This window comes from Massilia niabensis (assembly GCF_042655085.1).
GTDB lineage: Bacteria > Pseudomonadota > Gammaproteobacteria > Burkholderiales > Burkholderiaceae_D > Telluria > Telluria niabensis.
In genome coordinates, this window is the sequence record NZ_JBHSMU010000015.1 from 1332380 (window position 1) to 1355843 (window position 23464).

A 23464-nucleotide genomic window follows, 5' to 3' on the forward strand; every position below is an offset into this window, starting at 1 on the left:
CGACTCCTTCCCCCGAGGGCCTGCCGCCCGTGCTTGCCGGTCCTGTCCTGCGCCGCCTTGAGCCGGGCCGCCTTGTGCTCTGGCTGGTCGGCAGCGCGCCGCTGGACCTGACCCTGGTGCTGGCGCCCAGGGCAGGCGCGCCCCGGCGCCTGCCCCTGGACGCGCGCCGCTGTCGCGTGATACGCGTCGGTCGCCACGCCTGCGTGCACCTGATCGATGTCGCACTGCCCGAGCCGCTGCCGCAAGACACGATCATCGAGTACGACTTGCTCGTCACGCAGGGCGATGGCAACCAGGCCGGCATCGCACACTGGGCGCCGCACCTGCTGCATGCCGGCGCAACGCGGCCGAACATGGTGCTGCGCAGCCGCAGCGACAATATCCTGTATGGCTCGTGCCGCAAGCCGCATCATCCCGCGCGGGACGGCCTGGCGCGCGCCGACGCTTTGTTGGCCGATCACGCTCAACTAGCCGATGAGCGGCCCGACGAGCGGCCCGCCATGCTCATGCTGTGCGGTGACCAGGTGTATGCCGACGATGTGGCAGGCCCGACGCTGGCGGCGATCCACGCGCTGATCCGGCGCCTGGCCCTGTATGGCGAATGCCTGGAAGGCGCGGTGGTCGCCGACAGCGAGGCGCTGTACGGCCATCCGGCCAGTTACTACCGGCGCGAAGAGCTGCTGCCTGCGTTCAGGTCCAACGATGCGCTGCGCGACCGCTTTTTCGGCGGCAGCGAAAAGCCGATCTTCACCACGGCCAATGCGCACAACCACCTGGTCACCCTGGCCGAGGTGATGGCCATGTACCTGCTGGTCTGGTCGCCCGTGCCATGGCAGCTGGTGGCGGATGCGCCGGCGCCCGTGCTGGAGCCGAGACATGCAGACCGCTGGCGGCGCGAGTCAAAGGCGCTGGCGGGCTTTTGCCGCGACCTGCCGCAGGCCGCGCGGCTGCTGGCGCATGTGCAGACCCTGATGATCTTCGACGACCATGACATCACCGACGACTGGAACCTGTCGGCCAAGTGGGAAACCACCGTCTACGAGCACCCATTCTCGCGCCGGATCGTGGGCAATGCGCTGATCGCCTACATGCTGTGCCAGGGCTGGGGCAACCGCCCCGATGTGTTCGAGACGGCGCTGGACGATATGGCGGTGCTGGCCGCCACGGCCGCTGACGATGACCGGCTGGACGCACCAGGGCAGGATGCGCTGATCAGGCGCCTGCTGTCTTTCCGCCAGTGGGATTTCGTCGTCCGGACGGAGCCCACGATCATCGTGCTCGATACCCGCACGCGGCGCTGGCGCAACCGGCGCCGGCCCGGCCATCCCTCGGGCCTGATGGATTGGGAGTCGCTGACCGAGCTTCAGCACGAGCTGCTGGACGAAACGGCCGCCGTCATCGTCTCGCCGACGCCGATGTTCGGGGTCAAGCTGATCGAGGTGGTGCAAAGGGTCGCCACCTTCGCCGGCCTGGCCTTGACCGTCGACGCCGAGAACTGGATGGCGCATCGCGGCGCGGCCAGCAGCATGCTCAATATCTTCCGCCACTCACGCACCCCGGGCAATTACGTGGTCCTGTCGGGCGATGTGCACTACTCTTTCGCCTATGATGTCGAGGTGCGCGATTCGGACCGCACGCCGCATATCTGGCAGATCAGCAGCAGCGGCATCAAGAACGAATTCCCGCGCCGCCTGCTCGACTGGCTCGATCGCCTCAATCGCTGGCTGTATTCTCCGCGCTCGCCGCTGAACTGGTTCACCCAGCGCCGCGATCTTGCCCTCACGCCGTACCTGCCCGATTCGCGCCGGCATGGCGAGCGCGTCTGGAACGGCGCCGGCATCGGCCAGGTGTGGCTCGACGCGCAAGGGCGGCCAGTGCGCATCATGCAGCACAACGCCGACGGCCGGCCGTCGACCCGGTTCCTGGCGCCGGAGCAGGAAGCATCCCTTGCGGAGGCTGCCGAGCAGCCCTTGGGAAAGCACTGATATATATCAGGCGTTCTCACGCGCAGTCCACGTCCTTCAGCCCGATGTCGCCACGCGTTGCGGCAGCCTGGCCGCCAGCCGGTTGAAGATCCCCTCGAACCACCCCTTGCGGTGCTCCGTCACCTGTCCCACGACCCAGGTAACAAGCCCGATCACCACCACCAGCGCCGCCACGTCCACGCCACTGTTCCGGTCATGCGGATACAACAGCATCCACAGCCGCATCACCAGCGCATGCACCAGGTACAGCGTGAAGGTGTACGAGGCCAGGGCGCGCACCGGCTTTTCAAGGCGCAGCAGGCTGGAGAAGACCGCGCTCTTGGCACACAGGAAGTTGGCGGCGACGAGCATGCACACCACGTAATCGGCCAGGTAACGGTCCGCGCTTTTCAGGGGCAGGCCGGGGAAGGGCCAGGTGGCATCGGCCAGTGCGCGCAGCGCGGCGTCCGTGCCGGATTCCTTGAACAGCACCAGCAGGGCGAGGGTCGCCCACCATCCGGCGAGCGCGAGCGGACGCGGGATCGTCAGCCTTTTCTGCCAGTGGTACACCAGTACGCCGCTGGCCCATACCGGCAGCAGCAGCCACAGTTTCGGGCCGATGAACAGCAGGATCGAGGCGGCAACGATGATGCGGCGCCGGCCGCGCAGGTAGAACAGCGCGCCGAACAGCACGTAATACCAGACCTCGTAGCCGAGCGACCAGTAGGGCGCCAGCAGCGTCGGCGGCTCGGAAATGGTCCACAGCTCGCCCATGAAGAGCAGGTGCAGGGGCAGGTAGAGCCAGAGCTTGGCGAGCTGGTAGACCTCGCCCATGGGCACGATGCCCGCTGCCAGCAGCAGGCCGCCGGCGGCAAAGGCGAGCAGCAGGATCGGCAGGGCCACCGAGTAGATGCGGGTGCAGCGCGCCACGCAATACGCGCGCAGCCCCCCGTCTTTCCGTTCGGTCGTGTAGGCGATCACGAAACCGGACAGGACGAAGAAGATCACCACCGATTCACGGCCGAGATTGAGCAGCCAGGAACCATGGTGCCCGGCGATGACCTGGTACGGCCCGAAGTGGCTGGCCACGACCAGCACGGCCGCGAGGAAGCGGCAGCAGTCGAGGTAGAGCGACAGCGGTCGAGAGAGCGGAGGGGCCGGATGTGCCATGGCAGTGACTGGTTATGCAGCCGCCATGATACCCCATGCCTGAACGCAACCTGCGAAAAAGACAATGAGTGTCGTTATTTCGGCAACTTGCTTGCGCAGCTTATTTGCGCAGCTGCGTGCAGAAGTCGAGCAGCATCTGTTCGCCTTCCGGCCACGCGCCGTAACCGGCATCGGTATTGACGTGGTCGGCGTCGCCGATTTCGACATAGGCGCTGCCCCAGGCGGCGGCAAAGGCTTGCGCGCGCTCGCGCGTCACGAACGGATCGTTGGTGCTGGCGACAACGATGCTGGGGAAGGGCAGCGGCGCCAGCGGGACCGGGGCGAAGCCATTGGCGTCGATCGGGTAGGACGGGGCGTCGACATCGCTCGGCGCGACCAGGAAGGCGCCGGCCGCACGCAGCGGCGAGCCGGAGGCGGCCCAGTGCGCCGCCAGGATGCACCCCAGGCTATGCGCGACCAGCACCGGTGCGCCCTCGCAGGTGGCGACCGCCGCGTCGAGTTCGGCGACCCATTCGTCACGGCCCGGATCGTTCCAGTCGCGATGCTCGAGGCGGCGCCACTCCGGATGGCGGGTATGCCACAGCGACTGCCAGTGCTGGGGCCCGGAGTTCCACAGGCCGGGCAGAATGAGAACATCGCAATCCATGGAACCTCCTCGTTGAGTGTCAGCCGATTGTACGCGTGCTCACAAGGCCGTGCGCAGCGCGAACAGTTCCGGAAACAGCACCACATCGAGCATCTTGCGCAGATAGCTGACGCCCGCCGTGCCGCCGGTACCCGTCTTGAAGCCGATGATGCGCTCGACGGTGGTCACATGGCGGAAGCGCCAGAAGCGGAAGGCTGTCTCCAGGTCAACCAGTTTTTCGGCCAGCTCGTACAGCCCCCAGTGCTTGTCCGGGTCCTGGTAGACAAGGAGCCAGGCCGCCTTGACCGATTCGTCGTGCACGGTCGGCAGGGTCGGGTCGCGCGCCAGGCGTTCTTCCGAAATGCCGAAGCCCTTGCGCGCCAGCAGCTGGATGGCTTCGTCGTACACGGACGGCGTGTGGAGTTCCTTGTCGAGGATGGCGTGCGCCGGCGGGTTCTTCTCGTGCACGGCCAGCAGCGCCGCGTTCTTGTTCCCGAGGATGAATTCGAGCTCGCGGTACTGGTGCGACTGGAAGCCGGACGAGGCGCCGAGGTAGGGCCGGATCGCCGTGTATTCCGATGGCGTCATGGTCGCCAGTACGTCCCAGGCATGGACCAGCTGGTCCATGATGCGGGCCACGCGCGCCAGCATCTTGAAGGCCGGATCGAGTTCGCCGGCACGCAGCTGCACGCGCACGGCCGCCAGTTCGTGCAGCATCAGCTTGACCCACAGCTCGCTGGTCTGGTGCTGGATGATGAACAGCATCTCGTTGTGGTTCGGCGAGAGCGGGTGCTGGGCCGACAGGATCTGGCCGAGGCCGAGGTAGTCGCCGTAGCTCATCGACTCCTTGAAATCCATTTTCGCGCCATGCCACTCGGCGGGTTTGTTCTGGTCGTCGCTCATGCCGGCCTCAAGTCACTGCGCCGCGCGTGGCGGCCACATCGTAATCCTCGCGATCGAGGATATCTTTCAGGATCGCGACCGCATCCCAGACGTCGGCGAAGCGCGTGTACAGCGGCGTGAAGCCGAAGCGCATGATCTCGGGCTCGCGGTAGTCGCCGATCACGCCGCGCGCGATCAGGGCCGCCATCACCGCATAGCCATGCGGATGGGTGAAGCTGACCTGGCTGCCGCGGCGCGCATGCGCGCGCGGCGTCACCAGGCCCAGCGGGTGCGCGGCGCAGGTCGATTCGACCAGCTCGATGAAGAGGTCGGTCAGCGCGAGCGACTTGGCGCGGATCGCTTCCATGCTCGTTTCCTCGAACACTTCCAGCCCGCATTCCACGAGCGACAGCGACACCACCGGCTGGGTGCCGCACAGCGCGCGGCCGATGCCGTCGACGGGGGAAAAGCCGTGCGCCATCGCGAAGGGTTTCGCGTGGCTCCACCAGCCGGTGAGCGGGTGCTGGAACTGCGCCTGGTGGCGCTGCGGCACCCAGATGAAGGCCGGGGCGCCGGGGCCGGCGTTCAGGTATTTATAGGTGCAGCCGACCGCGAAGTCGGCCTCGGCGCCGCCCAGGTCGAGCGGCACCGCGCCGGCCGAGTGGGCCAGGTCCCAGACGATGAGCGCGCCGCGCTCGTGCGCGTGGCGGGTCAAGGCCGCCATGTCGTGCTGGTAGCCGGTGCGGTAGTTCACGTGGGTGAGCATGACGACAGCGCAGTCGTCGTCGATCGCTCCAGGAAGTTCCTCGACGGAGTCGGCCAGGCGCACGCGGTAGCCCCGCTCGAGCCAGCCGGCCAGGCCCTCGGCCATGTAGATATCGGTCGGGAAGTTGCTGCGTTCGGTCACGATGGTGCGCCGTGCGGCATGCGGCCCCTCGGCCTGGATGCGGATCGCGGCCGCCAGGGCCTTGAACAGGTTGAGCGAGGTGGTGTCGGTCACCGCGACTTCGCCGGGCCCCGCGCCGATCAGCGGCGCCAGCCGGTCGCCCAGGCGTTTCGGCATGTCGAACCAGCCCGCCGTGTTCCAGCTGCGGATCAGGTCCTGGCCCCATTCGCGCGCCACGACTTCATGGGCACGGGCCAGCGCCGCGCGCGGGCGCGCGCCGAGCGAATTGCCGTCCAGGTAAATCAGGCCTTCCGGCAGGTCGAAGCGTTCGCGCAGGGGCGCGAGCGGGTCTTGCGCGTCGCGCGCGAGGCAGTCGGCGCGGGTAATGTCGGACGTGGTCGAGTCAGCGTTCATATAGAAGATGTCAGGAGGTCGGCAGGGCGCGTGGGCCGTTCGGGCGGGAGTGTAGCAAGAAAAGGCCTTGGCAAGACAAGGTAGCGATGACGCCTTGTTATCTTTTAACGCAGCCATGCCGGTTCATCGCTGTTTTTGAATTTTTTTAAATTTATTTTGCCAACAACCCTAAAGTTCCCGATGTGCCGGCCGTTAAGGGTACAGAAGGCGCAGTGCAGGGTGGTCAAAAAATATTTCAAAAATATTTTCGAACAACCCTAAAGTTCCCGCCGACGCTGCCGTTAAAGAGTCAGAAGGCCAGGAAGCGTGTCTGAAAAATAGTTCAGAACAGCCCTAAAGTTTCCGTTGTAGTTGACGTAAACCAACACATGGGGCGAGTCGCCGGAAAAATCCGGGCAGCAAAACGGCGCGCTCGACATCATTGCAACAGCCTCCTTTTCATAGGAGCGCATCCCCCATCCGCAAGGGTTTGTCAGACAAACTCCTATGGCGGACCTCGTCGTTTCCGGGGTCCAAATACAGCGTTTATCCGATTCCCGAAAAGTTTCCGTACAGTCAGAATCTATCTCACTGGCAACACACACAGCGCCAGGAACAACGAATCGACGGAGAGTGGAAAATGACTGCAAACGACATGATGGCTGAAATCCGGGACGCTAACCTGAGCTACCTGATGCTGGCCCAGCAGATGATCCGCAGCGACAAGGTCACCGCCATCTTCCGTCTCGGTATCTCGGCCGATATCGCCGACCTGATCGAAGGCATGAGCAATGCCCAGATCCTGAAGCTCGCCGGCGGCAACATGATGCTGGCCCGCTTCCGCTTTGACGACACCGCCATCCTGTCGATGCTCACCAGCCACAGCAAGGACCGCGCCCTGGCGCAGTCGCACGCTGCCATCCTGATGGCCGGCCAGCCTGCTGAAGAAATTGCCTAATAGATCGCTGGGCTCCGGTCCGATGGTGTAGGATGACCTCGACTGAAGTGGAGCAGTGATGAGTAAAAAAAGCGTCGTATCCGAAGCGCAGGAAATCCAGCTCGCGATCGAGCTGATCAATTTGGGAGCGCGCCTGCAGCTCCTCGAAAGCGAAGTCTCGCTGTCGCGCGAGCGCCTGATCAAGCTGTACAAGGAACTGAAAGGCATGTCGCCCCCGAAAGGGATGCTGCCGTTCTCGACCGACTGGTTCCTGACTTGGCAGCCGAACATCCATTCCTCGTTGTTCATCAACATCCATAACTTCCTGGTCGAACACGCCGGCGCTTCCGGTGTCCAGGCGGTGATGAAAGCCTACAAGCTCTACCTCGAACAGATGCCGGCCGCGCCCGGCGAAGAGCCGCTGCTCTCGCTGACCCGCGCCTGGACCCTGGTACGTTTCTTCCAGAGCAACATGCTGGCGCTGGCGCCTTGCGGCAAGTGCAAGGGCAAGTTCGTCGTCAACGCGCTCGACCTCAACAGCGATTACCTCTGCGGCCTGTGCCACATGCCTTCGCGCGCCGGCAAGACGCGAAAAGCCAAGGACGCAGCGAATGCCGAAGCCGCCCGCATTGAAGCCGAGGCCGAAGCCCGCCAAGGCGGAGTCCCGCCCGGATCTTGAGCCTGGCGCCTGATTCCCTGGTGATGTTCGCATTGCGCCGGAGCCTGCCATGAGTGCGGCCGGCCGCCTCGGTCGTCTATTAAGCATTCCCTCGGTGCGCGCCTTGCTGTGCCAGGTTGCCGCCTTTGCGCTCACCCTGGCAAGCGTCTACCTGCTGACCCGCGCCGGCGCCTCGCCTTCCTACCTGCTTGCCGCCCTCCTGCAGGGCGGCTTCGCCGCCTTGCTCACCTGGCGCTGGCGCCTCGCGTCATGGTGGATTGCGATCGCTTTCCTGTTCCCCCTGGCGCTGTTCGGCACCAGTGGCCTCGACCTGCCGCCAGCCCTGTTCCTCGGCGTCTTCCTCTTCATGCTGGTGCTCTACTGGTCGACCTTCCGCACCCAGGTGCCGTACTACCCGTCCGGCAAGAGTGCCTGGGCCGCGGTGGCCGCGCAGCTGCCGCAGGACCGGCCGATCCGCGTGATCGACATCGGCAGTGGCCTCGGCGGCCTGGTGCTCGACCTCGCCCGGCGCCGGCCCGACGCGCAGGTGACCGGCATCGAACTGGCGCCGCTGCCCTGGCTGGCAAGCTGGCTGCGCGCCTGCGCAAGGGCAAGCCGGGCCCGTTTCATCCTCGGCGACTACGAGCAACTCGACTTCGGCAGCTTCGACGCCGTCTTTGCCTACCTGTCGCCAGCCGCCATGACGGCGCTGTGGCAGAAGGCGCGGCGCGAGATGCGACCCGGCAGCATGTTGATGAGTTACGAGTTCGCCATCGAGGGCCAGCCCCCCACCTTATCGGTCTGTCTACAGGATACGGGCCGAACTCTTTACATATGGCACTTTTAGGAGACAGTCCGGGCCTTTTTACTTGCCCGTAGGCTATTCTCCAGCTATTGTTTCAGCTGCAGTAGTTCCGCACGTAAATATTTTTTCTGAGACACTTTAACTCGGAAACAACGTCTTCCTGGCCATGCTTGGTCCCCACCTGGAGCAGATTTGTTAGTCATTATCGGTTACGTCATTGTGTGCGCCTCGGTGTTCGGCGGCTTCATCATGGCCGGCGGGCACGCGGCCATCCTGTTCCAGCCGATCGAACTCCTGATGATCGGCGGCGCGGCCGTTGGCGCTTTCTTTGTCGGTAACAATAACAAGTCGATCAAGGCGACGATGAAGGCGCTGCCCACGGTGTTCAAGGGCTCGCACTACACGCGCGAAATGTACATGGAGCTGATGTCGCTGCTGTTCGACGTCCTCTCGAAAGTGCGCAAGGAAGGCCTGATGTCGATCGAAGGCGATATCGAAGCGCCCGACGCCAGCCCCCTGTTCACGAAATACCCGCTGGTGCTGGCCGACCATCACGTCATCGAATTCATGGCCGACTACCTGCGCCTGATGGTCTCAGGGAACATGGACGCCTTCCAGATCGAAAACCTGATGGACAACGAGATCGAGACCCACCACCACGAAGGCGCGGTGCCGGCCCATGTGATTGCCAAGCTCGGTGACGGCCTGCCGGCCTTCGGTATCGTCGCCGCCGTCATGGGCGTGGTCCACACCATGGAATCGGTCGGCATTCCGCCGGCCGAACTCGGCATCCTGATCGCGAAAGCCCTGGTCGGCACCTTCCTCGGCATCCTGCTGGCCTACGGCTTCGTTGCGCCGCTGGCCAGCCTGCTCGAGCAGAAGCTGGACGAATCCTCGAAGATGTTCCAGTGCGTGAAGGTCACGCTGCTCGCCAGCCTGAACGGCTACGCGCCGGCCCTGGCCGTCGAATTCGGCCGCAAGGTGCTGTACTCGACCGAGCGCCCGAGCTTTGCCGAGCTCGAAGAGCACATCAAGAAATCGAAGAGCAAGTAATGGCCGACGAAGGAATGCGCCCGATTATCGTCAAGCGGATCAAGAAGACCGCTGGCGGGCACCATGGCGGCGCCTGGAAGATCGCCTACGCCGACTTCGTGACGGCGATGATGGCCTTCTTCCTCCTGATGTGGCTGCTCGGCTCGACGTCCAAGGGCGACCTCGAGGGCATCTCCGAATTCTTCAAGAACCCGCTGAAGGTGGCGATGGAAGGCGGCTCCGGTTCCGGCGACAGCTCCTCGGTGATCAAGGGCGGCGGTACCGACCTCACGCGCCGCAACGGCCAGGTGAAGAAGGGCGACACCGATCCCTCGAACAAGACCTACGACCTGCAGGCCGCCAAGGCCGCGCTCGAGCGCGCCGAAGGTGAGCGCCTGAAGAATCTCAAGGCCAAGATCGAATCCGTCATCGAGGCCAATCCGATCCTCAAAAAATACCAGAACCAGCTGCTGCTCGACATCACCAGCGAAGGCCTGCGCATCCAGATCGTCGACGAGCAGAACCGCCCGATGTTCGCGCTGGCCAAGGCGACCCTGCAGCCGTACACGGGCGAAATCCTGCACGTGCTGGGTTTTGTGCTGAACGACGTGCCGAACCGGATCGGCCTGTCCGGCCACACCGATTCGACCCCGTATTTCAGCGACGCCGGTTACAGTAACTGGGAGCTCTCGGCCGACCGCGCCAACGCCTCACGGCGCGCCTTAGTAGTAGGAGGGCTGGCCGACGAGAAGATCCTGCGCGTGGTCGGCCTGGCCGCGGCCGCGCCGCTCGACCGCGCCGACCCGTTCAACCCGATCAACCGCCGCATCAGCATCATCGTGATGAACAAGCGCACCGAGGACGCCGTCATGCGTGACGCGGCCACCCTGGATGTGCCGGGCACGGACAGGCCCGTCCGGGACATGCCCGTCCGGGATGGCCAGGCGGCCGCCGAGGCAGTCGCCGCCGCAGTACCGGGCACGACGACAGGTAGCACGAAATAAGCGCGCGACAGGAATCGAGGACCATGATGGCAAGAAAAAAGATTTTAGGCTCGCACGTGAAGCGCCTGCTGTCGGGCGTGTCCACGCATGGCCGGCGCCACCTGAGCGAGGTCGAGACCGACCTGCTGCAGACCGGCCTGCTGCTGGAAGAAGCAGTGGAAAAGCTGACCACGAGCTTCATCGCCATCCACAGCGCGGTCGGCGCGCGCCAGGAAGCGATCGACTGCATGTTGGCCGGCGGTACCCCGACGGCTGAAGAAACCGCCAAGCTGGCGGCGATGTCGGGCGAAATCGGCACCCACGTCAATTCGGCGATCACCAGCATGCAGTTCCAGGACATGACGAGCCAGCTGATCGACCGTACCCTGAAGCGCGTGACGGGCCTGCGCGAATTCCTCGGCACCCTGGACGAACACGGGTCGCTCATCCGTCCGGGCACGGGCAGCGACGAAATCGTCGAGCGCCTGGGCAAGGTCAGCATGGCGCTGGCGATCCAGTCGCTGGAGCTGCGCAGCGTCTTGCGCAAGTCGGTCGAACAACAGCATCTCGAAAGCGGCGACATCGAACTGTTCTGACAGTGTTTCAAGAACGCGCCGCAACCCAACTACGAAAACAGCAGGAGCACAAGATGGCTAAAACAATTCTCGCGGTCGATGATTCGAGCTCGCTGCGCCAGATGGTGGCGTTCAGCCTGAAGGCAGCCGGCTACCAGGTGGTCGAGGCGGTCGACGGCCAGGATGGCCTGGACAAGGCACGCAACCAGGTCGTCGACCTGGTCCTGACCGACCAGAACATGCCGCGCATGGACGGCCTGTCGCTGATCAAGCACCTGCGCAGCCTGCCCGAGTACCAGAAGGTGCCGATCCTGATGCTGACCACCGAATCGTCGGACGAAATGAAATCGAAAGGCCGTGCGGCCGGTGCGAATGGCTGGCTGGTCAAGCCCTTCGACCCCCAGCGCCTGATCGAGGTCGTCAAAAAAGTCATCGGCTGAACCGCATGACGCAGCACCGAATGCACGGGCTTTCCAGCAAGGTTTCACCATGACGATCGACATCAGCCAGTTTTACCAGGTCTTTTTCGACGAGGCCGAAGAGCTGCTCGCCGAAATGGAGCGGCTGCTGCTCGCCGTCGACGTGGCCGCGCCCGACCCGGAAGACCTGAACGCAATCTTCCGCACCGCGCACTCGGTCAAGGGCGGGGCCTCGACCTTCGGCATCACCGACATGAGCGAAGTCACGCACGTGCTCGAGTCCCTGCTGGACCGTATCCGCAAGGGCGAGATGGCGCTCACGTCGCAGCACGTGGACGCCTTCCTGGCCGCGAAAGACACGCTCAAGATGCAGCTCGACGGCCACCGCAACGGCGCCCCCGTCGACCAGGACAGCGTCGCCAACGTGCGCATGATGCTGCACGACCTGTCCGAAGGCCTGGTGCCGGGCGCGATCCTGGTAGCGCCGTCCTTCCTGCACGCCGAACCGAAAGCCCCCGTCCAGGCGGGCGAGGGCGCGCGCCGCTACAAGATCGAGCTGCCCGTGGTCGAACAGCGCGACGTGAATGCGCTCGTGGACGAACTCGGCCTGATGGGGCGGGTGTCGGTCACGCCGCTGGCCGGCGGGCGCAGCGCGCTGGTCATCACGACCCAGGAAAGCCTGGAAGACGTCGTCGCCATCTGCTCCTTCGTGCTCAACCCGGACGACCTGAAGATTTTCGAGGCGCCGCCGCTCACGCCCGAGCAGCGCGCGCTTGAAGCGGCCGAGCGCGCCCGCATCGAGGACGAGCAGGGCTACGGCTTTTTCGACCTGGCGGACGATACTCCGGCGCCCGCTGAAGAATTGAGCGACGACGAGCGCGGCTACGGCTTCTTCCAGCCGATCGAGCAGATCCGCGCCCTGGCCGGCGTCGAGCCGGTACCCGTCGTGCCGGTTGCCGGCACCCTCGTCGAGATCGCCGAGAAAAAGGCGGTCAAGAAGGACGAGAAGGGCGCCGAGTCGTCCTCGATCCGGGTCTCGGTCGAAAAGGTCGACCAGCTCATCAACCTGATCGGCGAGCTGGTGATCACCCAGGCCATGATCGAACAGCGCTCGAGCGGGCTCGACCCGATGCTGCACGAGCGCCTGCTGTCCTCGGTTTCCCAGCTCACGCGCAACACGCGCGAGCTGCAGGAAGCGGTGATGTCGATCCGCATGATGCCGATGGACTTCGTGTTCTCGCGCTTCCCGCGCATGGTGCGCGACCTGGCCGGCAAACTCGGCAAGAAGGTCGACTTCATCACGCACGGCGCCGCAACCGAACTGGACAAGGGCCTGATCGAGCGCATCGTCGACCCGCTGACCCACCTGGTGAGGAACAGCATCGACCACGGCATCGAGATGCCCGACACGCGCCGGGCCGCCGGCAAGTCGGACGCGGGGCGCCTGTTCCTGTCGGCCGGCCACCAGGGCGGCAACATCGTCATCGAAGTGGCCGACGATGGCGCCGGCCTGAACCGCGAGCGCATCCTCGCGAAAGCGGCGCAGAACGGCATCGCCGTGTCCGACAACATGCCGGATGCCGAGGTCTGGCAGCTGATCTTCGCACCGGGCTTTTCCACGGCCGATGTGGTGACCGACGTGTCGGGACGCGGCGTCGGCATGGATGTTGTCAAACGTAATATCACTTCGATGGGCGGCTCGGTCGACATCCGGAGCGCCCGTGGTTTCGGCACCACGATTTCGATCTCATTACCGCTGACACTCGCCATTTTGGATGGAATGACGATACGTTGCGGTGAGGAAATCTATATCCTTCCATTAGGCTATGTCGTCGAGTCGCTGCAGCCGCGGCGCGAAGACATCCGCGACATCGCCGGCCGCGGCCAGGTGCTGAAGGTGCGGGGCGAATACCTGCCGCTCATCGCCCTGCACGGCGTGTTCGGCATTGCCGCCCGCGTCCAGGACCCGGCCGAGGGCATCGTCGTCATCCTCGAATCCGAAGGCAGGCGCGCCGCCTTGCTGATCGACGACCTGGTCGGCCAGCAGCATGTGGTGGTGAAGAACCTGGAGGCGAACTACCGCAAGGTGGCCGGCATCTCCGGGGCGACTATCCTGGGCGACGGCGGCGTGTCGCTGATTCTCGACGTGGCGGCGCTGGTGCGCTCGTCACGCCAGCTGGCCGGCGACATCGCTGCCTGAACTGATGCTTGAAACTACACCGCTACTAACTAGGAAAACACCATGTCCATGACCAATAACATCTCCCATGCCAACGACGGCGCCGGCAGCGAATACCTGGCCTTCACGCTTGGCTCGGAAGAATACGGCATCGACATCCTGAAAGTGCAGGAAATCCGCGGCTACGAAGCCGTGACCCGCATTGCCAACGCGCCCGAGTTCATCAAGGGCGTGATCAATCTGCGCGGCATCATCATCCCGGTGGTGGACATGCGCATCAAGTTCAAGCTCGGCACGCCGACCTACGACCAGTTCACGGTGGTGATCATCCTGAACATCGCCGGCCGAGTGATGGGCATGGTGGTCGACAGCGTGTCGGACGTCACCACGCTCACGCCGGACCAGGTCAAGCCGGCCCCGGACCTGGGCACGACCTTCAGTTCGGACTACCTGATTGGCCTCGGCACCATCGACGAGCGCATGCTGATCCTGGTCGATATTGACCGCCTGATGTCGTCCGCCGAAATGGGACTCATCGACAACAAGCTGGCAGCGTAAGTCGTACGGCACCGAGCAACCGCCGGCTGCGGCCGGCAACAATGAAGGCAAGGCAAAGTGCCGTTACAGAAATCCGATACGGTCAAGGAATTTGACTTCAAGCGCGCCGACTTCGAGCGGGTGCGCGCCCTGATCTACAGCCGCGCCGGGATCTCGCTGGCCGACAGCAAGCAGGAAATGGTCTACAGCCGCCTGGCGCGGCGCCTGCGCGCGACCGGCATCCAGTCCTTCGCCACCTACCTCGACGACCTGGAAGGGGGGCGCATGAAAGAGGAGTGGGAATCGTTCACCAACGCGCTGACCACGAACCTGACCTCGTTCTTCCGCGAGGCGCACCACTTCCCGCTGCTGGCTGATCATGCCCTGGGCGCGCGCGCCCGCGACAATGCGCCGCTCACCATCTGGTGCTCGGCCAGTTCGACCGGCGAAGAGCCGTACTCGATCGCCATGACGCTGTGCGAAGCCTTCGACACATTGAGCCCGCCCGTGCAGATCATCGCCACCGACATCGACACGAATGTGCTGGCGACGGCGAGCGAAGGCATGTACGGGATCGAGCGCGTGGAGAAGATGGCACCTGAGCGCCTCAAGCGCTTCTTTCTGCGCGGCAAAGGCCGCCACGAAGGCATGGTGCGCGTGCGCCCGGAATTGCGGCAGCTCGTGACCTTCCGCCAGCTGAACCTGCTGTCGGAGACCTGGGCGCTGGGTGGACAGAACGGCGGGGCATTCGACGCCATCTTCTGCCGCAACGTGATGATTTACTTTGATAAGGAAACGCAGCGCAAGATCCTGGCGCGCTTCGTGCCCCTGATGAAGCCGCACGCGCTGCTGTTTGCCGGCCACTCCGAAAACTTCCTGTACGTATCAAACTCGCTGCGCCTGCGTGGCAAGACTGTCTACGAACTCAATGACATTCGCAACGACCGTCGAGCCTAGCATGCACTCCAACAACCAGTTCGCTACCAACGTCTATTACGACCGCACCTTCGACTGCGACGCGGCGAAGATCCTGCCGGGCGAGTACTACTACACCGGCAAGAACATGCTGATCGTCACCGTGCTCGGCTCCTGCGTGTCGGCCTGCATCCGCGATCGCGTGACAGGCCTGGGCGGGATGAACCACTTCATGCTGCCGGACGGCGGCGGCGACGCCGGCAGCCCGGTGTCGGCCTCGATGCGCTACGGCACCTTCGCCATGGAAGTCCTGATCAACGACCTGCTCAAGGCAGGCGCACGGCGCGAGCACCTGGAAGCCAAGGTCTTCGGCGGCGGCGCCGTGCTGCGCGGCTTTACCGCGATTAACGTTGGCGAGCGGAATGCCGCTTTTGTGATGAATTTCCTGAAGACCGAACGCATTCCGGTGCTGGCTGAAGACCTGAACGACATCCATCCGCGCAAGGTGTATTTCTTCCCACGCACGGGCAAAGTCATGGTCAAGAAACTGATGCAAACGCAGAACGATACGCTCGCCAAGCGCGAGCTCGACTACGCCCGGCGGCTCAAGGTCGAGCCGGTGGGCGGCGAGATCGATTTGTTCTGATGGAGAAGGAAATGACGATGAAAACGAAGGTCCTGATCGTCGACGACTCGGCCCTGATCCGCAGCGTGATGAGCGAGATTGTCAATTCGCAGCCCGACATGGAGGTTGTCGCCACGGCGCCCGATCCGCTCGTCGCGCGCGAACTGATCAAGAAACACAACCCGGACGTGCTGACCCTGGATGTCGAGATGCCGAAGATGGACGGGCTCGACTTCCTGGAAAAGCTGATGCGCTTGCGCCCGATGCCGGTGCTGATGGTCTCGAGCCTGACCGAGCGCGGCTCGGAAATCACGATGCGCGCGCTCGAACTGGGCGCGGTCGACTTCGTGACCAAGCCGAAGCTCTCGATCCAGGCCGGCATGCGCGAGTACACCGAACTCATTGCCGACAAGATCCGCGGCGCGGCGCGGGCGCGCGTGAAGCGTACGGGCGTCAGCGCGACGCCCACCACGGCCTTGCCCCAGCTGCGCAGCCCGCTGACCTCGTCGGAAAAACTGATCATCATCGGCGCCTCGACCGGCGGCACCGAGGCCATCCGCGAATTCCTGATGCAGATGCCGTCGGACTGCCCCGGCATCCTCATCGCGCAGCACATGCCGGAAGGGTTCACGAGTTCGTTCGCGCGGCGCCTCGATTCGCTGTGCAAGATCCGCGTGCTGGAAGCGGCCGGCAACGAGCGCGTGCTGCCCGGCCACGCCTATATCGCACCGGGCCACTCGCACCTGCTGCTGGCCCGCTCCGGCGCCAACTACATGACCAGGATCGAGCAGAGCGAACCGGTCAACCGGCACCGGCCCTCGGTGGACGTGCTGTTCCGCTCGGCGGCGCTGGCTGCCGGCAAGAATGCGGTCGGCGTGATCCTGACGGGCATGGGAAAAGACGGCGCCGCTGGTATGCTGGAAATGAAAAACGCAGGGGCGCAGAATTTCGCCCAGGACGAAGCCTCGTGCGTCGTCTTCGGCATGCCGCGCGAAGCCATTGCGATCGGCGCCACCCACGAAGTGGCCCCGCTCACGGCACTGCCGGGACTGGTACTCGGCCACATGTCGTTCCAGGCCGGCCGAGCGTTGCGCGTTTGATCCGTATCGACTCCTTTTCCGCCGCTTTTATCGCCGTACGGCAACAAAACTGCTATTCTTGAGTCTGCTTGTTGCATCGACTCAAGCCACACTAACCATTAGCAAAAGAAACAACGGAGTATTTCATGGCTGATCCAAAGATGCGTTTCCTGGTTGTTGACGATTTCTCGACGATGCGCCGCATTGTCCGGAATCTGTTGAAAGAACTGGGTTACGCGAACGTCGACGAAGCAGAAGACGGCGTGATGGCGCTGGCCAAACTGCGCAGCGAAACTTTCGACTTCGTGGTCTCCGACTGGAACATGCCGAACATGGACGGCCTGACCATGCTGCAGAACATTCGTGCCGATCCGGCGCTGGCCAAGCTGCCGGTGCTGATGGTCACCGCGGAAGCGAAGAAGGAAAACATCATTGCGGCCGCCCAGGCCGGCGCCAGCGGTTACGTCGTCAAGCCGTTCACCGCGGCCACGCTCGACGAAAAGCTGAACAAGATCTTCGAGAAAATGGAAAAGGCGTAATCATGCTCCAGCCAAGCGCCGAGGCAGTTTCGCACGAGGAAGTCCTGAGCCGGGTCGGCCACATGACGCGCACGCTGCACGACAGCCTGCGCGGCCTGGGGCTGGACAAGCTGGTCGAAAAAGCAGCCAGCGACATCCCGGATGCGCGCGACCGCCTCGACTACGTGGCGCGGCTTTCCGAGCAGGCTGCCAAGCGCGTACTGGACGCGACCGATACTGCCGGACCCCTGCAGGACATCGTCGAAAGCCGCAGCGCGGATGTGCGTACCTCATGGCAGGCGTTGCTGGACAGCGGCACGGCGGGCGAATCCGACTGGCGGGCGCTGGCCGAGCGCACCGTGGCGGCCATGGCCGAATCCGAGCGCGCGGCGGCGAGCACCCGCGCCGAGCTGATGAACATCATGCTGGCGCAGGACTTCCAAGACCTGACCGGCCAGGTGATCGGCAAGATCACCTCGATCGCCCAGGACCTGGAAAAGCAGCTGGTACAGGTACTCATCGATTTCGCCCCGAACGAAATCAAGCGCGACCTCGACAATGGCCTGCTGAACGGGCCGCAGATCAAGCCGGAGGGCAACGTCGAAGTCGTGGCGAACCAGGGCCAGGTCGACGACCTCCTGGATAGCCTGGGCTTCTAAGCAAGGGCGGCGCCAGGCCGCCATCGATTTCTTCGCGACTGTATCCATGCATCACACTAATTACATTGTTCGCGAACCGCTGCTCGACCCTGCGCAACGGGTCATCGGTTACGAATTGCTGTGGCAGCGGGGCGGCCAGCCCGTCCCGGATGCCGAGCTGGAAACCCTGGTCGGCTTCGTTGCCGAACACGTCCAGCACGAAGACCACGGCTGGCTGCTGCGCGACAAGCAGCTCTATCTCGACGCCGTCCCGGCCATGCTCTCGACCGACGCGCTGTTCGCGCTGCCGCCCGAGCGCACCGTCCTGTCCCTGCAGGCGCGCCACCTGATGGACCCGAACGCCCGCGCCGCCATCCAGGCCGTGCGCACCGGCGGCGTCGGCATCTCGCTGCGCGGCCTCGAACCGAAACACCTCACCAAGGCGCTGACGCCCTATGCCTCGCACGTGGAGATGCGCTTTGCCGGCATCAACGTGGCCGAGCAGGCGCGCAGCTACGCGGCGGCAAAGCAGTCGTCCCTGCGCATGCTGGGCCGCCCGGTCAGCAACTGGATCGACTACGATGCCTGCGCCGCGCTCGGCCTCGACGCCTTCGTGGGCAAGCTGCACCTGACCCCGCGCCCGGGCAACCCGGTCAAGGGCCTGAACCCGGCCCAGACCATCATCCTGCAATTGATGCAGATGGTGCAGAACAACGAAGACATCCCCAAGCTGGAAAGCGTGCTCAAGCGCGACCCGGCGCTCACCTACAAGCTGCTTCGCAACATCAACTCGGCCGGTTTCGGCGCTGGTCGCGAGGTGCAGTCGATCCGCCAGGCCATCAGCCTGATGGGCTATGCGCCCCTGTACCGCTGGCTGACCCTGCTGCTGGCCGGCGCCAGCGAAAGCGGCTACTCGCCGGTGCTGATGGAAACGGCCGTCGTGCGCGGCCGCCTGACCGAACTGCTAGGCTTGAAGGCGCTGCCGAAGGGGGAGGGCGAGAACCTGTTCGTCGCCGGCATGTTCTCCCTGCTCGACCGCCTGCTCGGGCTGCCGATGCAGGCGGTGCTGGAAACGATCCCGCTGCCGCCCGAAGTCGTGCGCGCACTGCTGCGGCGCGAAGGGATGTACGGGCAATATCTGGCGCTGGCCGAAGCCTGCGAGCTGAGTTCGAACCTCGTCGGATCGCTGGCGGGGTCGCTCGACCTCAGCCCGTTCGAAGTCAACAAGGCGCACTTGTCGGCGCTGGCGTGGGCGCAGGCGGTGACGCAGTAAGCAGTTTGTTCCACTGCGCAGGGGCAGTTGAACGCGTGAGCGGGAAACCCGCCCACCCTACCGGTCAAGATCGACCGCAGTCGAGAAGCATGCAGCGTTCAACTAGCGGATGAGTACCACACCGCGCCACCCGTCGCGCGGTCGGCCCTGCTACCGCCCCCGATTCGACGTCACCAACCGCTCCAGCGTCTGCCGCATCTGCATCTCGATATTGTCGATGCTGCACCCGATCTGCACCTGCTCGCCCAGCAGGAAGCTGCGGAACGGGCGCAGCAGGCGGATTTCCAGGTCGGCGACGATCGCCAGTGCCGGCCCCAGCTGCAGGCGCACACTCTTCAGTTTGCGTCCCAGATGCAGTTCCGCCGCTTGTTCAGGCAAAGCGCGCAGGCCGACGCCGCCGACCGAGTAGTCGCACAACGGCAGTTCGAACTGCTTGTTCGTGAGGGTGAACGTCGCCGCGTAGTTGCCGTTGACGGGGGTGTCCAGGCGCGGTGCGGCGCGCCGGTTCAGGACCAGGCAGGTTTCCGGGAATACGGCCGGCACCAGGTTCGGCTCGTCGAGGGCGGTCCAGTCGCTTTCCAGGTCGAACTGCAGCTTCGCATTGCCGCCAAGGGCAGCGACGAAGGTGGCAGGTCCGGGTGGAATTCCGAACTCGCCGGCGAGGTCGAGCACGAAATGCGGCTCTTCCGGATCGACCGACGCAATACGCGCCAGCATCGGCTCGGTCTGTCCCGCAGGGAAAATGGTAATCGGCTCGCCCGACTCGGCCAGGGAGGTGAGCGTCTCGCCGATGTCGAACGGGTCGCGCATCTCGTGCGGCGACATGGTAGGCGCGATGCGCGCCAGCAGGTCGTCCGGGCGTGGCGGGCCCTTGCGGGGCGGGCGGGAAAAGGAATCGGTCACGGCAAGGGGTCTCAGATTTCGAGGTTGTCGATCAGGCGCGTGGTGCCGAGCTTGGCCGCGGCGAGCACGACCAGCGGCGCGCCTTCGGCCAGGTCGCCGGCCGAGGGCGGCTGCAGGTCGATGCGCTTGCGCACCGAGATATAATCCGGCTTCCAGCCCCGTGCCGACAGTTGCGCCATCGCTTCGCGCTCGACCGAGAAGATGTCGAGGTGGCCGCCGCGGATCTCGTTGGCGACGAAATTCAGCCCCTGGTACAGGGCCGGGGCTTCGGCGCGTTCTTCTGGGGACAGGTACATGTTGCGCGACGACAGGGCCAGGCCGTCTTCGGCGCGGTAGGTCTCGGCGCCGATGATCTCGGTCGGCAGGGCGAACTGGCGCGCCATGTTACGCACGATCATCAGCTGCTGGTAATCCTTCTTGCCGAACACGGCCACGCGCGGTTGCACGCATGAGAACAGTTTCGTCACGACCGTGCACACGCCGCCGAAGAAGCCGGGGCGGAATTCGCCCTCCAGGGTGTTGCCCAGGGTGTCCGGCGGCTGCACGCGGTATTCCTGCGGCTCCGGATACAGGTCTTTCTCGGTCGGCGCGAACAGCACGTAGACGCCTTCCTTTTCCAGCTTCGCGACGTCGGCCTGGAAGGTGCGCGGGTATTTGTCGAAGTCTTCGTTCGGGCCGAACTGCAGGCGGTTGACAAAAATCGAGGCCACCACCGGGTCGCCATGCTTGCGCGCCAGGCGCATCAGCGACAGGTGGCCTTCGTGCAGGTTGCCCATCGTCGGCACGAAGGCGGTACGCAGCTGGCCGCGCATCTGGTCGCGCAGTTCCTCAATGGTCGTAATGATTTTCATGGTGTGGAGTGTAGGAGGGAGGAGTAAGCAGCATACCCGCCCGCTTATGCGGGCGAGTATGCCAGGCGTACATAAATCGGCGCGAACGGTTCGGCCTGGGTAATTTCGACCAGGGTTTCCTTGGCCAGTTCGAGCAGGGCAACGAAATGCACGACGACGATCGGCACCGACTCCTGGCCGGCGAACAGTTCGCCGAATTCGACGAAGCGCTGGGACTGGAGCGTGCGCAGGATGGCCGACATGTGCTCGCGAACGGACAGTTCCTGGCGCCCGATCCGGTGGTGCTGGGTGAGCTTGGCACGACGGATCACGTCCAGCCAGGCGCGCTGCAGGTCGTGCGGGTCGACCTGGGGCAGGGTCGGCGTCAGGCTTTGCTCGACGTGCAGCGAAGGGCGCTGGAAGTCGCGCCCTTCCTGGGGCAGCGTGCCGAGCCGCACGGCGGCGAGCTTGATCTGCTCGTACTCCAGCAGGCGCCGCACCAGTTCGGCGCGCGGGTCGCCCGCATCTTCAATCAGCTCGTCCTGCCTTTTGGGGAGAAGCATCCTCGACTTGATCTCGATGAGCATCGCCGCCATCAGCAGGTACTCGGCGGCCAGTTCCAGGTTGCTCTTGCGGATCTGCTCGACGTAGACCAGGTATTGCAGGGTGACCTGCGCCATCGGGATGTCGAGGATATTGAAGTTCTGCTTGCGGATCAGGTACAGCAGCAGGTCGAGCGGTCCCTCGAAAGCGTCGAGGAAGATCTCGAGCGCGTCCGGCGGAATGTAGAGGTCGTTGGGCATGCGCAGCAGCGGCTCGCCGTACAGGCGTGCAGTGGCCGCCACCGTGGCTGCCTTGGCGGCATCGTCGAGGCTGGCGGAGTCAACTGGCAATGCGCCGTCCTCAAGCACATTCGCGACCGGCGCATCCGGTGCGACCTGTTCCGGCAGCATGCCTGTCAGCCTTTACACCTTGCTCTGGTACGGATAGGCGCCCTGGCGCAGGCGCGACTCCTTGATGCGCGCGTCTTCGTCGGGCGAGATCGGCAGCTTGTCCCACAGCAGGGAACGGCCTTCCTGCTGGCGCTCTTCCATGCCAGGGGTGGTCGATTTCAGTTCGTCGATGAACTTGGTGTGGTCGGATACGTATCCGGTAAATTTCGGCATGTTATGAGCTCGGGAAAGTGAAGCCGGGACGGCGAGGCAGATTGTTCTGCCCACGGCCTCCCGGCGTCAAGGTTTAAGGGTGCAGCGCGTTCAGCTGGCGGGCGATGATGTCGTGGTTCAGCCACAGCACCGGGGCAATCTTTTCCGATGCGCCATGGAACATCAGCGGGCCGGCGCCTTCCAGTACCAGCGAGGACAGGTGGTCCGTGATCAGGGCCTTCTTGTCCTTGTGCAGGGCAGTCATCGCTTCCGAAGTGCCGATCATCACGTCCGCGAGGGCCGGGGTATTGTCCATCGGCCATGCTTCGAAATTGCGGAACTGCGCGCTGGTGGCGTCGTTATTGTATTGCTCGATGGTGTCGAGCAGCGACTGCAGCGAGGTGCCTTCGCCCAGCAGGTCCTGGCAGATCTGCCACTGCTGCTCGGCCCAGGCGCCGCCGCCTTCTTTCTTGAGCGCGGCCAGCAGCGGGAACAGCGACAGTTCGACGCCGACGAAAATGTCCGACGAGTTCGTGCGGATTTCCGGGCAGTTGAAGACGGTCGCGGCGACGCCCCCGTTCCAGGCGGCCTCGGCAATGCTTTCCAGGCGCATCTTGGCATAGCCCTGGGTGTAGTTGGTATAGGTCTGCCACTGGTACTTGCCGCCGATCAGGATCTCGGTGCCGTGGTAGCCGTAGGCCGTGTAGCGTACTTCGCCGCCCGCTGCCGTCACGCGTTCGCGGATCGCGCCCGAGGCGTCGATCAGGTATTTCAGCGTGTTGGCGCTGACTTCGTCGAAATTCATCAGGATCAGCTTGCCGAGATCGCTGTCGAGCAGGGCGCGCGAAGACATGAAGCGCTCGCCGCGGCCTTTGTAGATGCGGTTGGCAATGGCCAAGAAGGCCTTGATGCGGGGAATGCCGCCGGCCATGGTGTGGGCGAAGAAGACGTTCGCGCCTGCCGGGACCAGTTTGTCGATCTCGCCCATGACTTGCGCAGCCGATTCGGTAAAGCGGCGCACGCCGGCTTCGCGGCAGCGCTCGATCTTTTCCCAGTCCAGCTTGTCTTCCTGCCAGCCCTTCAGGGTGACACCCGAGAGCATTTCGGTCGGATTCTGTTCGCCTTCAGGGGCATCCATATCGAAGCCGGCCATCAGCGGCACGTTGACGATGCGCCCGCCCAGCTTTTCTTCGGCCTCGGCATGCTCTTCGGCGGTCAGGGCGCGCAGGGCGCCGGTCTCGTCGCGGCGGCCGACGGTAATGCCGACGATGGTCATGCCGGCCTTGCGCGCCTCATCGATCAGGCCGTTCACATAGCCGCGGCCGAACAGTTCGCCGAACAGGACGAAGACGTCGCCCTTGCGGAACACGTTCGCTTGCGGGATGTGGCGGAGGGGATTCAATTCGGTCATTTTTTAGCTACCTATCAAAGAGTTTGAAGGGGCGTCAGGCGCATGTTTCTTCGAAAACGGCATTATAACGCCGAGGATTGCC

Annotated in this window: 25 protein-coding genes; 16 read left to right on the forward strand and 9 right to left on the reverse strand. The window is 64.3% G+C overall.

All coding sequences use genetic code 11. The features are described from left to right. The first annotated feature begins 29 nt into the window (after positions 1-29). Positions 30-1985, forward strand: coding sequence for a metallophosphoesterase family protein (locus ACFPN5_RS20375; RefSeq protein WP_379785750.1), 1956 nt, complete (start codon positions 30-32; stop codon positions 1983-1985). Positions 1986-2021: 36 nt separating this feature from the next. Here ACFPN5_RS20375 and ACFPN5_RS20380 read toward each other — a convergent pair whose 3' ends face one another. From ACFPN5_RS20380 to kynU, 4 genes are all read right to left on the reverse strand, one after another. Next, entirely contained in the window at positions 2022-3134 is a 1113-nt protein-coding gene (locus ACFPN5_RS20380) for an acyltransferase family protein (protein ID WP_379785627.1), read from the reverse strand. 100 nt (positions 3135-3234) lie between these two features. Next, positions 3235-3780, reverse strand: coding sequence for an RBBP9/YdeN family alpha/beta hydrolase (locus ACFPN5_RS20385; protein ID WP_379785628.1), 546 nt, complete (start codon positions 3778-3780; stop codon positions 3235-3237). Positions 3781-3819: 39 nt separating this feature from the next. Beyond that, the gene (gene kynA / locus ACFPN5_RS20390) at positions 3820-4662 is read right to left on the reverse strand and encodes a tryptophan 2,3-dioxygenase (RefSeq protein WP_379785629.1); all 843 of its coding nucleotides are present in this window, start codon (positions 4660-4662) and stop codon (positions 3820-3822) included. Between the two features lie 7 nt (positions 4663-4669). Then, positions 4670-5941 carry a kynureninase gene (kynU, locus tag ACFPN5_RS20395; RefSeq protein ID WP_379785630.1) on the reverse strand — a complete coding sequence of 424 codons (1272 nt, stop codon included), beginning with the start codon at positions 5939-5941 and terminating at the stop codon, positions 4670-4672. A gap of 619 nt (positions 5942-6560) precedes the next feature. Between kynU and flhD the strand changes: the two genes are divergently transcribed. From flhD to ACFPN5_RS20470, 15 genes are all read left to right on the forward strand, one after another. Then, the gene (gene flhD, locus ACFPN5_RS20400) at positions 6561-6878 is read left to right on the forward strand and encodes a flagellar transcriptional regulator FlhD (RefSeq protein WP_379785631.1); all 318 of its coding nucleotides are present in this window, start codon (positions 6561-6563) and stop codon (positions 6876-6878) included. 58 nt (positions 6879-6936) lie between these two features. After that, positions 6937-7536, forward strand: coding sequence for a flagellar transcriptional regulator FlhC (gene flhC / locus ACFPN5_RS20405; protein WP_379785632.1), 600 nt, complete (start codon positions 6937-6939; stop codon positions 7534-7536). A 49-nt stretch (positions 7537-7585) separates the two neighbouring features. Continuing rightward, positions 7586-8362, forward strand: a complete 777-nt coding sequence (locus ACFPN5_RS20410; RefSeq protein ID WP_379785633.1) for an SAM-dependent methyltransferase — start codon at positions 7586-7588, stop codon at positions 8360-8362. A 150-nt stretch (positions 8363-8512) separates the two neighbouring features. Next, positions 8513-9373, forward strand: a complete 861-nt coding sequence (gene motA / locus ACFPN5_RS20415; protein ID WP_379785634.1) for a flagellar motor stator protein MotA — start codon at positions 8513-8515, stop codon at positions 9371-9373. After that, the gene (motB, locus tag ACFPN5_RS20420) at positions 9373-10356 is read left to right on the forward strand and encodes a flagellar motor protein MotB (RefSeq protein WP_379785635.1); all 984 of its coding nucleotides are present in this window, start codon (positions 9373-9375) and stop codon (positions 10354-10356) included. Before motA ends, motB begins: the two co-directional genes overlap by 1 nt. Positions 10357-10382: 26 nt before the next feature. After that, a complete protein-coding gene (locus tag ACFPN5_RS20425; protein WP_379785751.1) occupies positions 10383-10931 on the forward strand; it encodes a chemotaxis protein in 549 nt (182 codons plus the stop codon). Positions 10932-10984: 53 nt separating this feature from the next. Beyond that, complete coding sequence (locus tag ACFPN5_RS20430; RefSeq protein WP_379785636.1) at positions 10985-11350, forward strand: response regulator; 366 nt, start codon at positions 10985-10987, stop codon at positions 11348-11350. A gap of 49 nt (positions 11351-11399) precedes the next feature. Beyond that, complete coding sequence (gene cheA, locus ACFPN5_RS20435) at positions 11400-13529, forward strand: chemotaxis protein CheA (RefSeq protein ID WP_379785637.1); 2130 nt, start codon at positions 11400-11402, stop codon at positions 13527-13529. Positions 13530-13571: 42 nt separating this feature from the next. After that, positions 13572-14066: a chemotaxis protein CheW gene (locus ACFPN5_RS20440; protein ID WP_379785638.1), complete on the forward strand. Its 495-nt coding sequence runs from the start codon at positions 13572-13574 to the stop codon at positions 14064-14066. Between the two features lie 57 nt (positions 14067-14123). Beyond that, entirely contained in the window at positions 14124-15002 is an 879-nt protein-coding gene (locus ACFPN5_RS20445; RefSeq protein WP_379785639.1) for a CheR family methyltransferase, read from the forward strand. Position 15003: 1 nt separating this feature from the next. Then, positions 15004-15606, forward strand: coding sequence for a chemoreceptor glutamine deamidase CheD (gene cheD, locus ACFPN5_RS20450; protein WP_379785640.1), 603 nt, complete (start codon positions 15004-15006; stop codon positions 15604-15606). A 17-nt stretch (positions 15607-15623) separates the two neighbouring features. Next, positions 15624-16685, forward strand: a complete 1062-nt coding sequence (locus ACFPN5_RS20455; protein ID WP_379785641.1) for a protein-glutamate methylesterase/protein-glutamine glutaminase — start codon at positions 15624-15626, stop codon at positions 16683-16685. Positions 16686-16810: 125 nt separating this feature from the next. Beyond that, positions 16811-17203 (forward strand): chemotaxis response regulator CheY, encoded by a 393-nt coding sequence (gene cheY / locus ACFPN5_RS20460; RefSeq protein ID WP_379785642.1) that lies wholly within the window; start codon positions 16811-16813, stop codon positions 17201-17203. 2 nt (positions 17204-17205) lie between these two features. Beyond that, entirely contained in the window at positions 17206-17841 is a 636-nt protein-coding gene (gene cheZ / locus ACFPN5_RS20465; RefSeq protein ID WP_379785643.1) for a protein phosphatase CheZ, read from the forward strand. 46 nt (positions 17842-17887) lie between these two features. Continuing rightward, the gene (locus tag ACFPN5_RS20470; protein WP_379785644.1) at positions 17888-19093 is read left to right on the forward strand and encodes an EAL and HDOD domain-containing protein; all 1206 of its coding nucleotides are present in this window, start codon (positions 17888-17890) and stop codon (positions 19091-19093) included. A gap of 150 nt (positions 19094-19243) precedes the next feature. On the opposite strand, the gene ACFPN5_RS20475 is transcribed toward ACFPN5_RS20470, so the two are convergent. The 5 genes from ACFPN5_RS20475 to ACFPN5_RS20495 form a co-directional block, all read right to left on the reverse strand. Beyond that, complete coding sequence (locus ACFPN5_RS20475; RefSeq protein ID WP_379785645.1) at positions 19244-19996, reverse strand: PilZ domain-containing protein; 753 nt, start codon at positions 19994-19996, stop codon at positions 19244-19246. 11 nt (positions 19997-20007) lie between these two features. After that, the gene (gene panC / locus ACFPN5_RS20480) at positions 20008-20847 is read right to left on the reverse strand and encodes a pantoate--beta-alanine ligase (RefSeq protein WP_379785646.1); all 840 of its coding nucleotides are present in this window, start codon (positions 20845-20847) and stop codon (positions 20008-20010) included. 44 nt (positions 20848-20891) lie between these two features. Next, positions 20892-21779, reverse strand: coding sequence for a segregation and condensation protein A (locus tag ACFPN5_RS20485; protein ID WP_379785647.1), 888 nt, complete (start codon positions 21777-21779; stop codon positions 20892-20894). A gap of 12 nt (positions 21780-21791) precedes the next feature. Beyond that, positions 21792-21992: a DUF3460 family protein gene (locus tag ACFPN5_RS20490; protein WP_379785648.1), complete on the reverse strand. Its 201-nt coding sequence runs from the start codon at positions 21990-21992 to the stop codon at positions 21792-21794. 73 nt (positions 21993-22065) lie between these two features. Continuing rightward, a complete protein-coding gene (locus ACFPN5_RS20495) occupies positions 22066-23382 on the reverse strand; it encodes an enoyl ACP reductase FabMG family protein (protein WP_379785649.1) in 1317 nt (438 codons plus the stop codon). Positions 23383-23464 lie beyond the last annotated feature (82 nt).

What these genes read in the sequence shown, in the direction of transcription:
- cheD (WP_379785640.1), top strand. Translation starts at nt 15,004, where the DNA reads ATGCACTCCAACAACCAGTTCGCTACCAACGTCTATTACGACCGCACC.
- cheY (WP_379785642.1), top strand. Translation starts at nt 16,811, where the DNA reads ATGGCTGATCCAAAGATGCGTTTCCTGGTTGTTGACGATTTCTCGACG.
- ACFPN5_RS20455 (WP_379785641.1), top strand. Translation starts at nt 15,624, where the DNA reads ATGAAAACGAAGGTCCTGATCGTCGACGACTCGGCCCTGATCCGCAGC.
- kynA (WP_379785629.1), bottom strand. Translation starts at nt 4,662, where the DNA reads ATGAGCGACGACCAGAACAAACCCGCCGAGTGGCATGGCGCGAAAATG.
- kynU (WP_379785630.1), bottom strand. Translation starts at nt 5,941, where the DNA reads ATGAACGCTGACTCGACCACGTCCGACATTACCCGCGCCGACTGCCTC.
- ACFPN5_RS20430 (WP_379785636.1), top strand. Translation starts at nt 10,985, where the DNA reads ATGGCTAAAACAATTCTCGCGGTCGATGATTCGAGCTCGCTGCGCCAG.
- motB (WP_379785635.1), top strand. Translation starts at nt 9,373, where the DNA reads ATGGCCGACGAAGGAATGCGCCCGATTATCGTCAAGCGGATCAAGAAG.
- ACFPN5_RS20440 (WP_379785638.1), top strand. Translation starts at nt 13,572, where the DNA reads ATGTCCATGACCAATAACATCTCCCATGCCAACGACGGCGCCGGCAGC.
- ACFPN5_RS20485 (WP_379785647.1), bottom strand. Translation starts at nt 21,779, where the DNA reads ATGCTGCCGGAACAGGTCGCACCGGATGCGCCGGTCGCGAATGTGCTT.
- ACFPN5_RS20490 (WP_379785648.1), bottom strand. Translation starts at nt 21,992, where the DNA reads ATGCCGAAATTTACCGGATACGTATCCGACCACACCAAGTTCATCGAC.
- ACFPN5_RS20495 (WP_379785649.1), bottom strand. Translation starts at nt 23,382, where the DNA reads ATGACCGAATTGAATCCCCTCCGCCACATCCCGCAAGCGAACGTGTTC.
- flhD (WP_379785631.1), top strand. Translation starts at nt 6,561, where the DNA reads ATGACTGCAAACGACATGATGGCTGAAATCCGGGACGCTAACCTGAGC.
- cheZ (WP_379785643.1), top strand. Translation starts at nt 17,206, where the DNA reads ATGCTCCAGCCAAGCGCCGAGGCAGTTTCGCACGAGGAAGTCCTGAGC.
- ACFPN5_RS20425 (WP_379785751.1), top strand. Translation starts at nt 10,383, where the DNA reads ATGGCAAGAAAAAAGATTTTAGGCTCGCACGTGAAGCGCCTGCTGTCG.
- panC (WP_379785646.1), bottom strand. Translation starts at nt 20,847, where the DNA reads ATGAAAATCATTACGACCATTGAGGAACTGCGCGACCAGATGCGCGGC.
- ACFPN5_RS20380 (WP_379785627.1), bottom strand. Translation starts at nt 3,134, where the DNA reads ATGGCACATCCGGCCCCTCCGCTCTCTCGACCGCTGTCGCTCTACCTC.
- cheA (WP_379785637.1), top strand. Translation starts at nt 11,400, where the DNA reads ATGACGATCGACATCAGCCAGTTTTACCAGGTCTTTTTCGACGAGGCC.
- ACFPN5_RS20385 (WP_379785628.1), bottom strand. Translation starts at nt 3,780, where the DNA reads ATGGATTGCGATGTTCTCATTCTGCCCGGCCTGTGGAACTCCGGGCCC.
- ACFPN5_RS20470 (WP_379785644.1), top strand. Translation starts at nt 17,888, where the DNA reads ATGCATCACACTAATTACATTGTTCGCGAACCGCTGCTCGACCCTGCG.
- ACFPN5_RS20410 (WP_379785633.1), top strand. Translation starts at nt 7,586, where the DNA reads ATGAGTGCGGCCGGCCGCCTCGGTCGTCTATTAAGCATTCCCTCGGTG.
- flhC (WP_379785632.1), top strand. Translation starts at nt 6,937, where the DNA reads ATGAGTAAAAAAAGCGTCGTATCCGAAGCGCAGGAAATCCAGCTCGCG.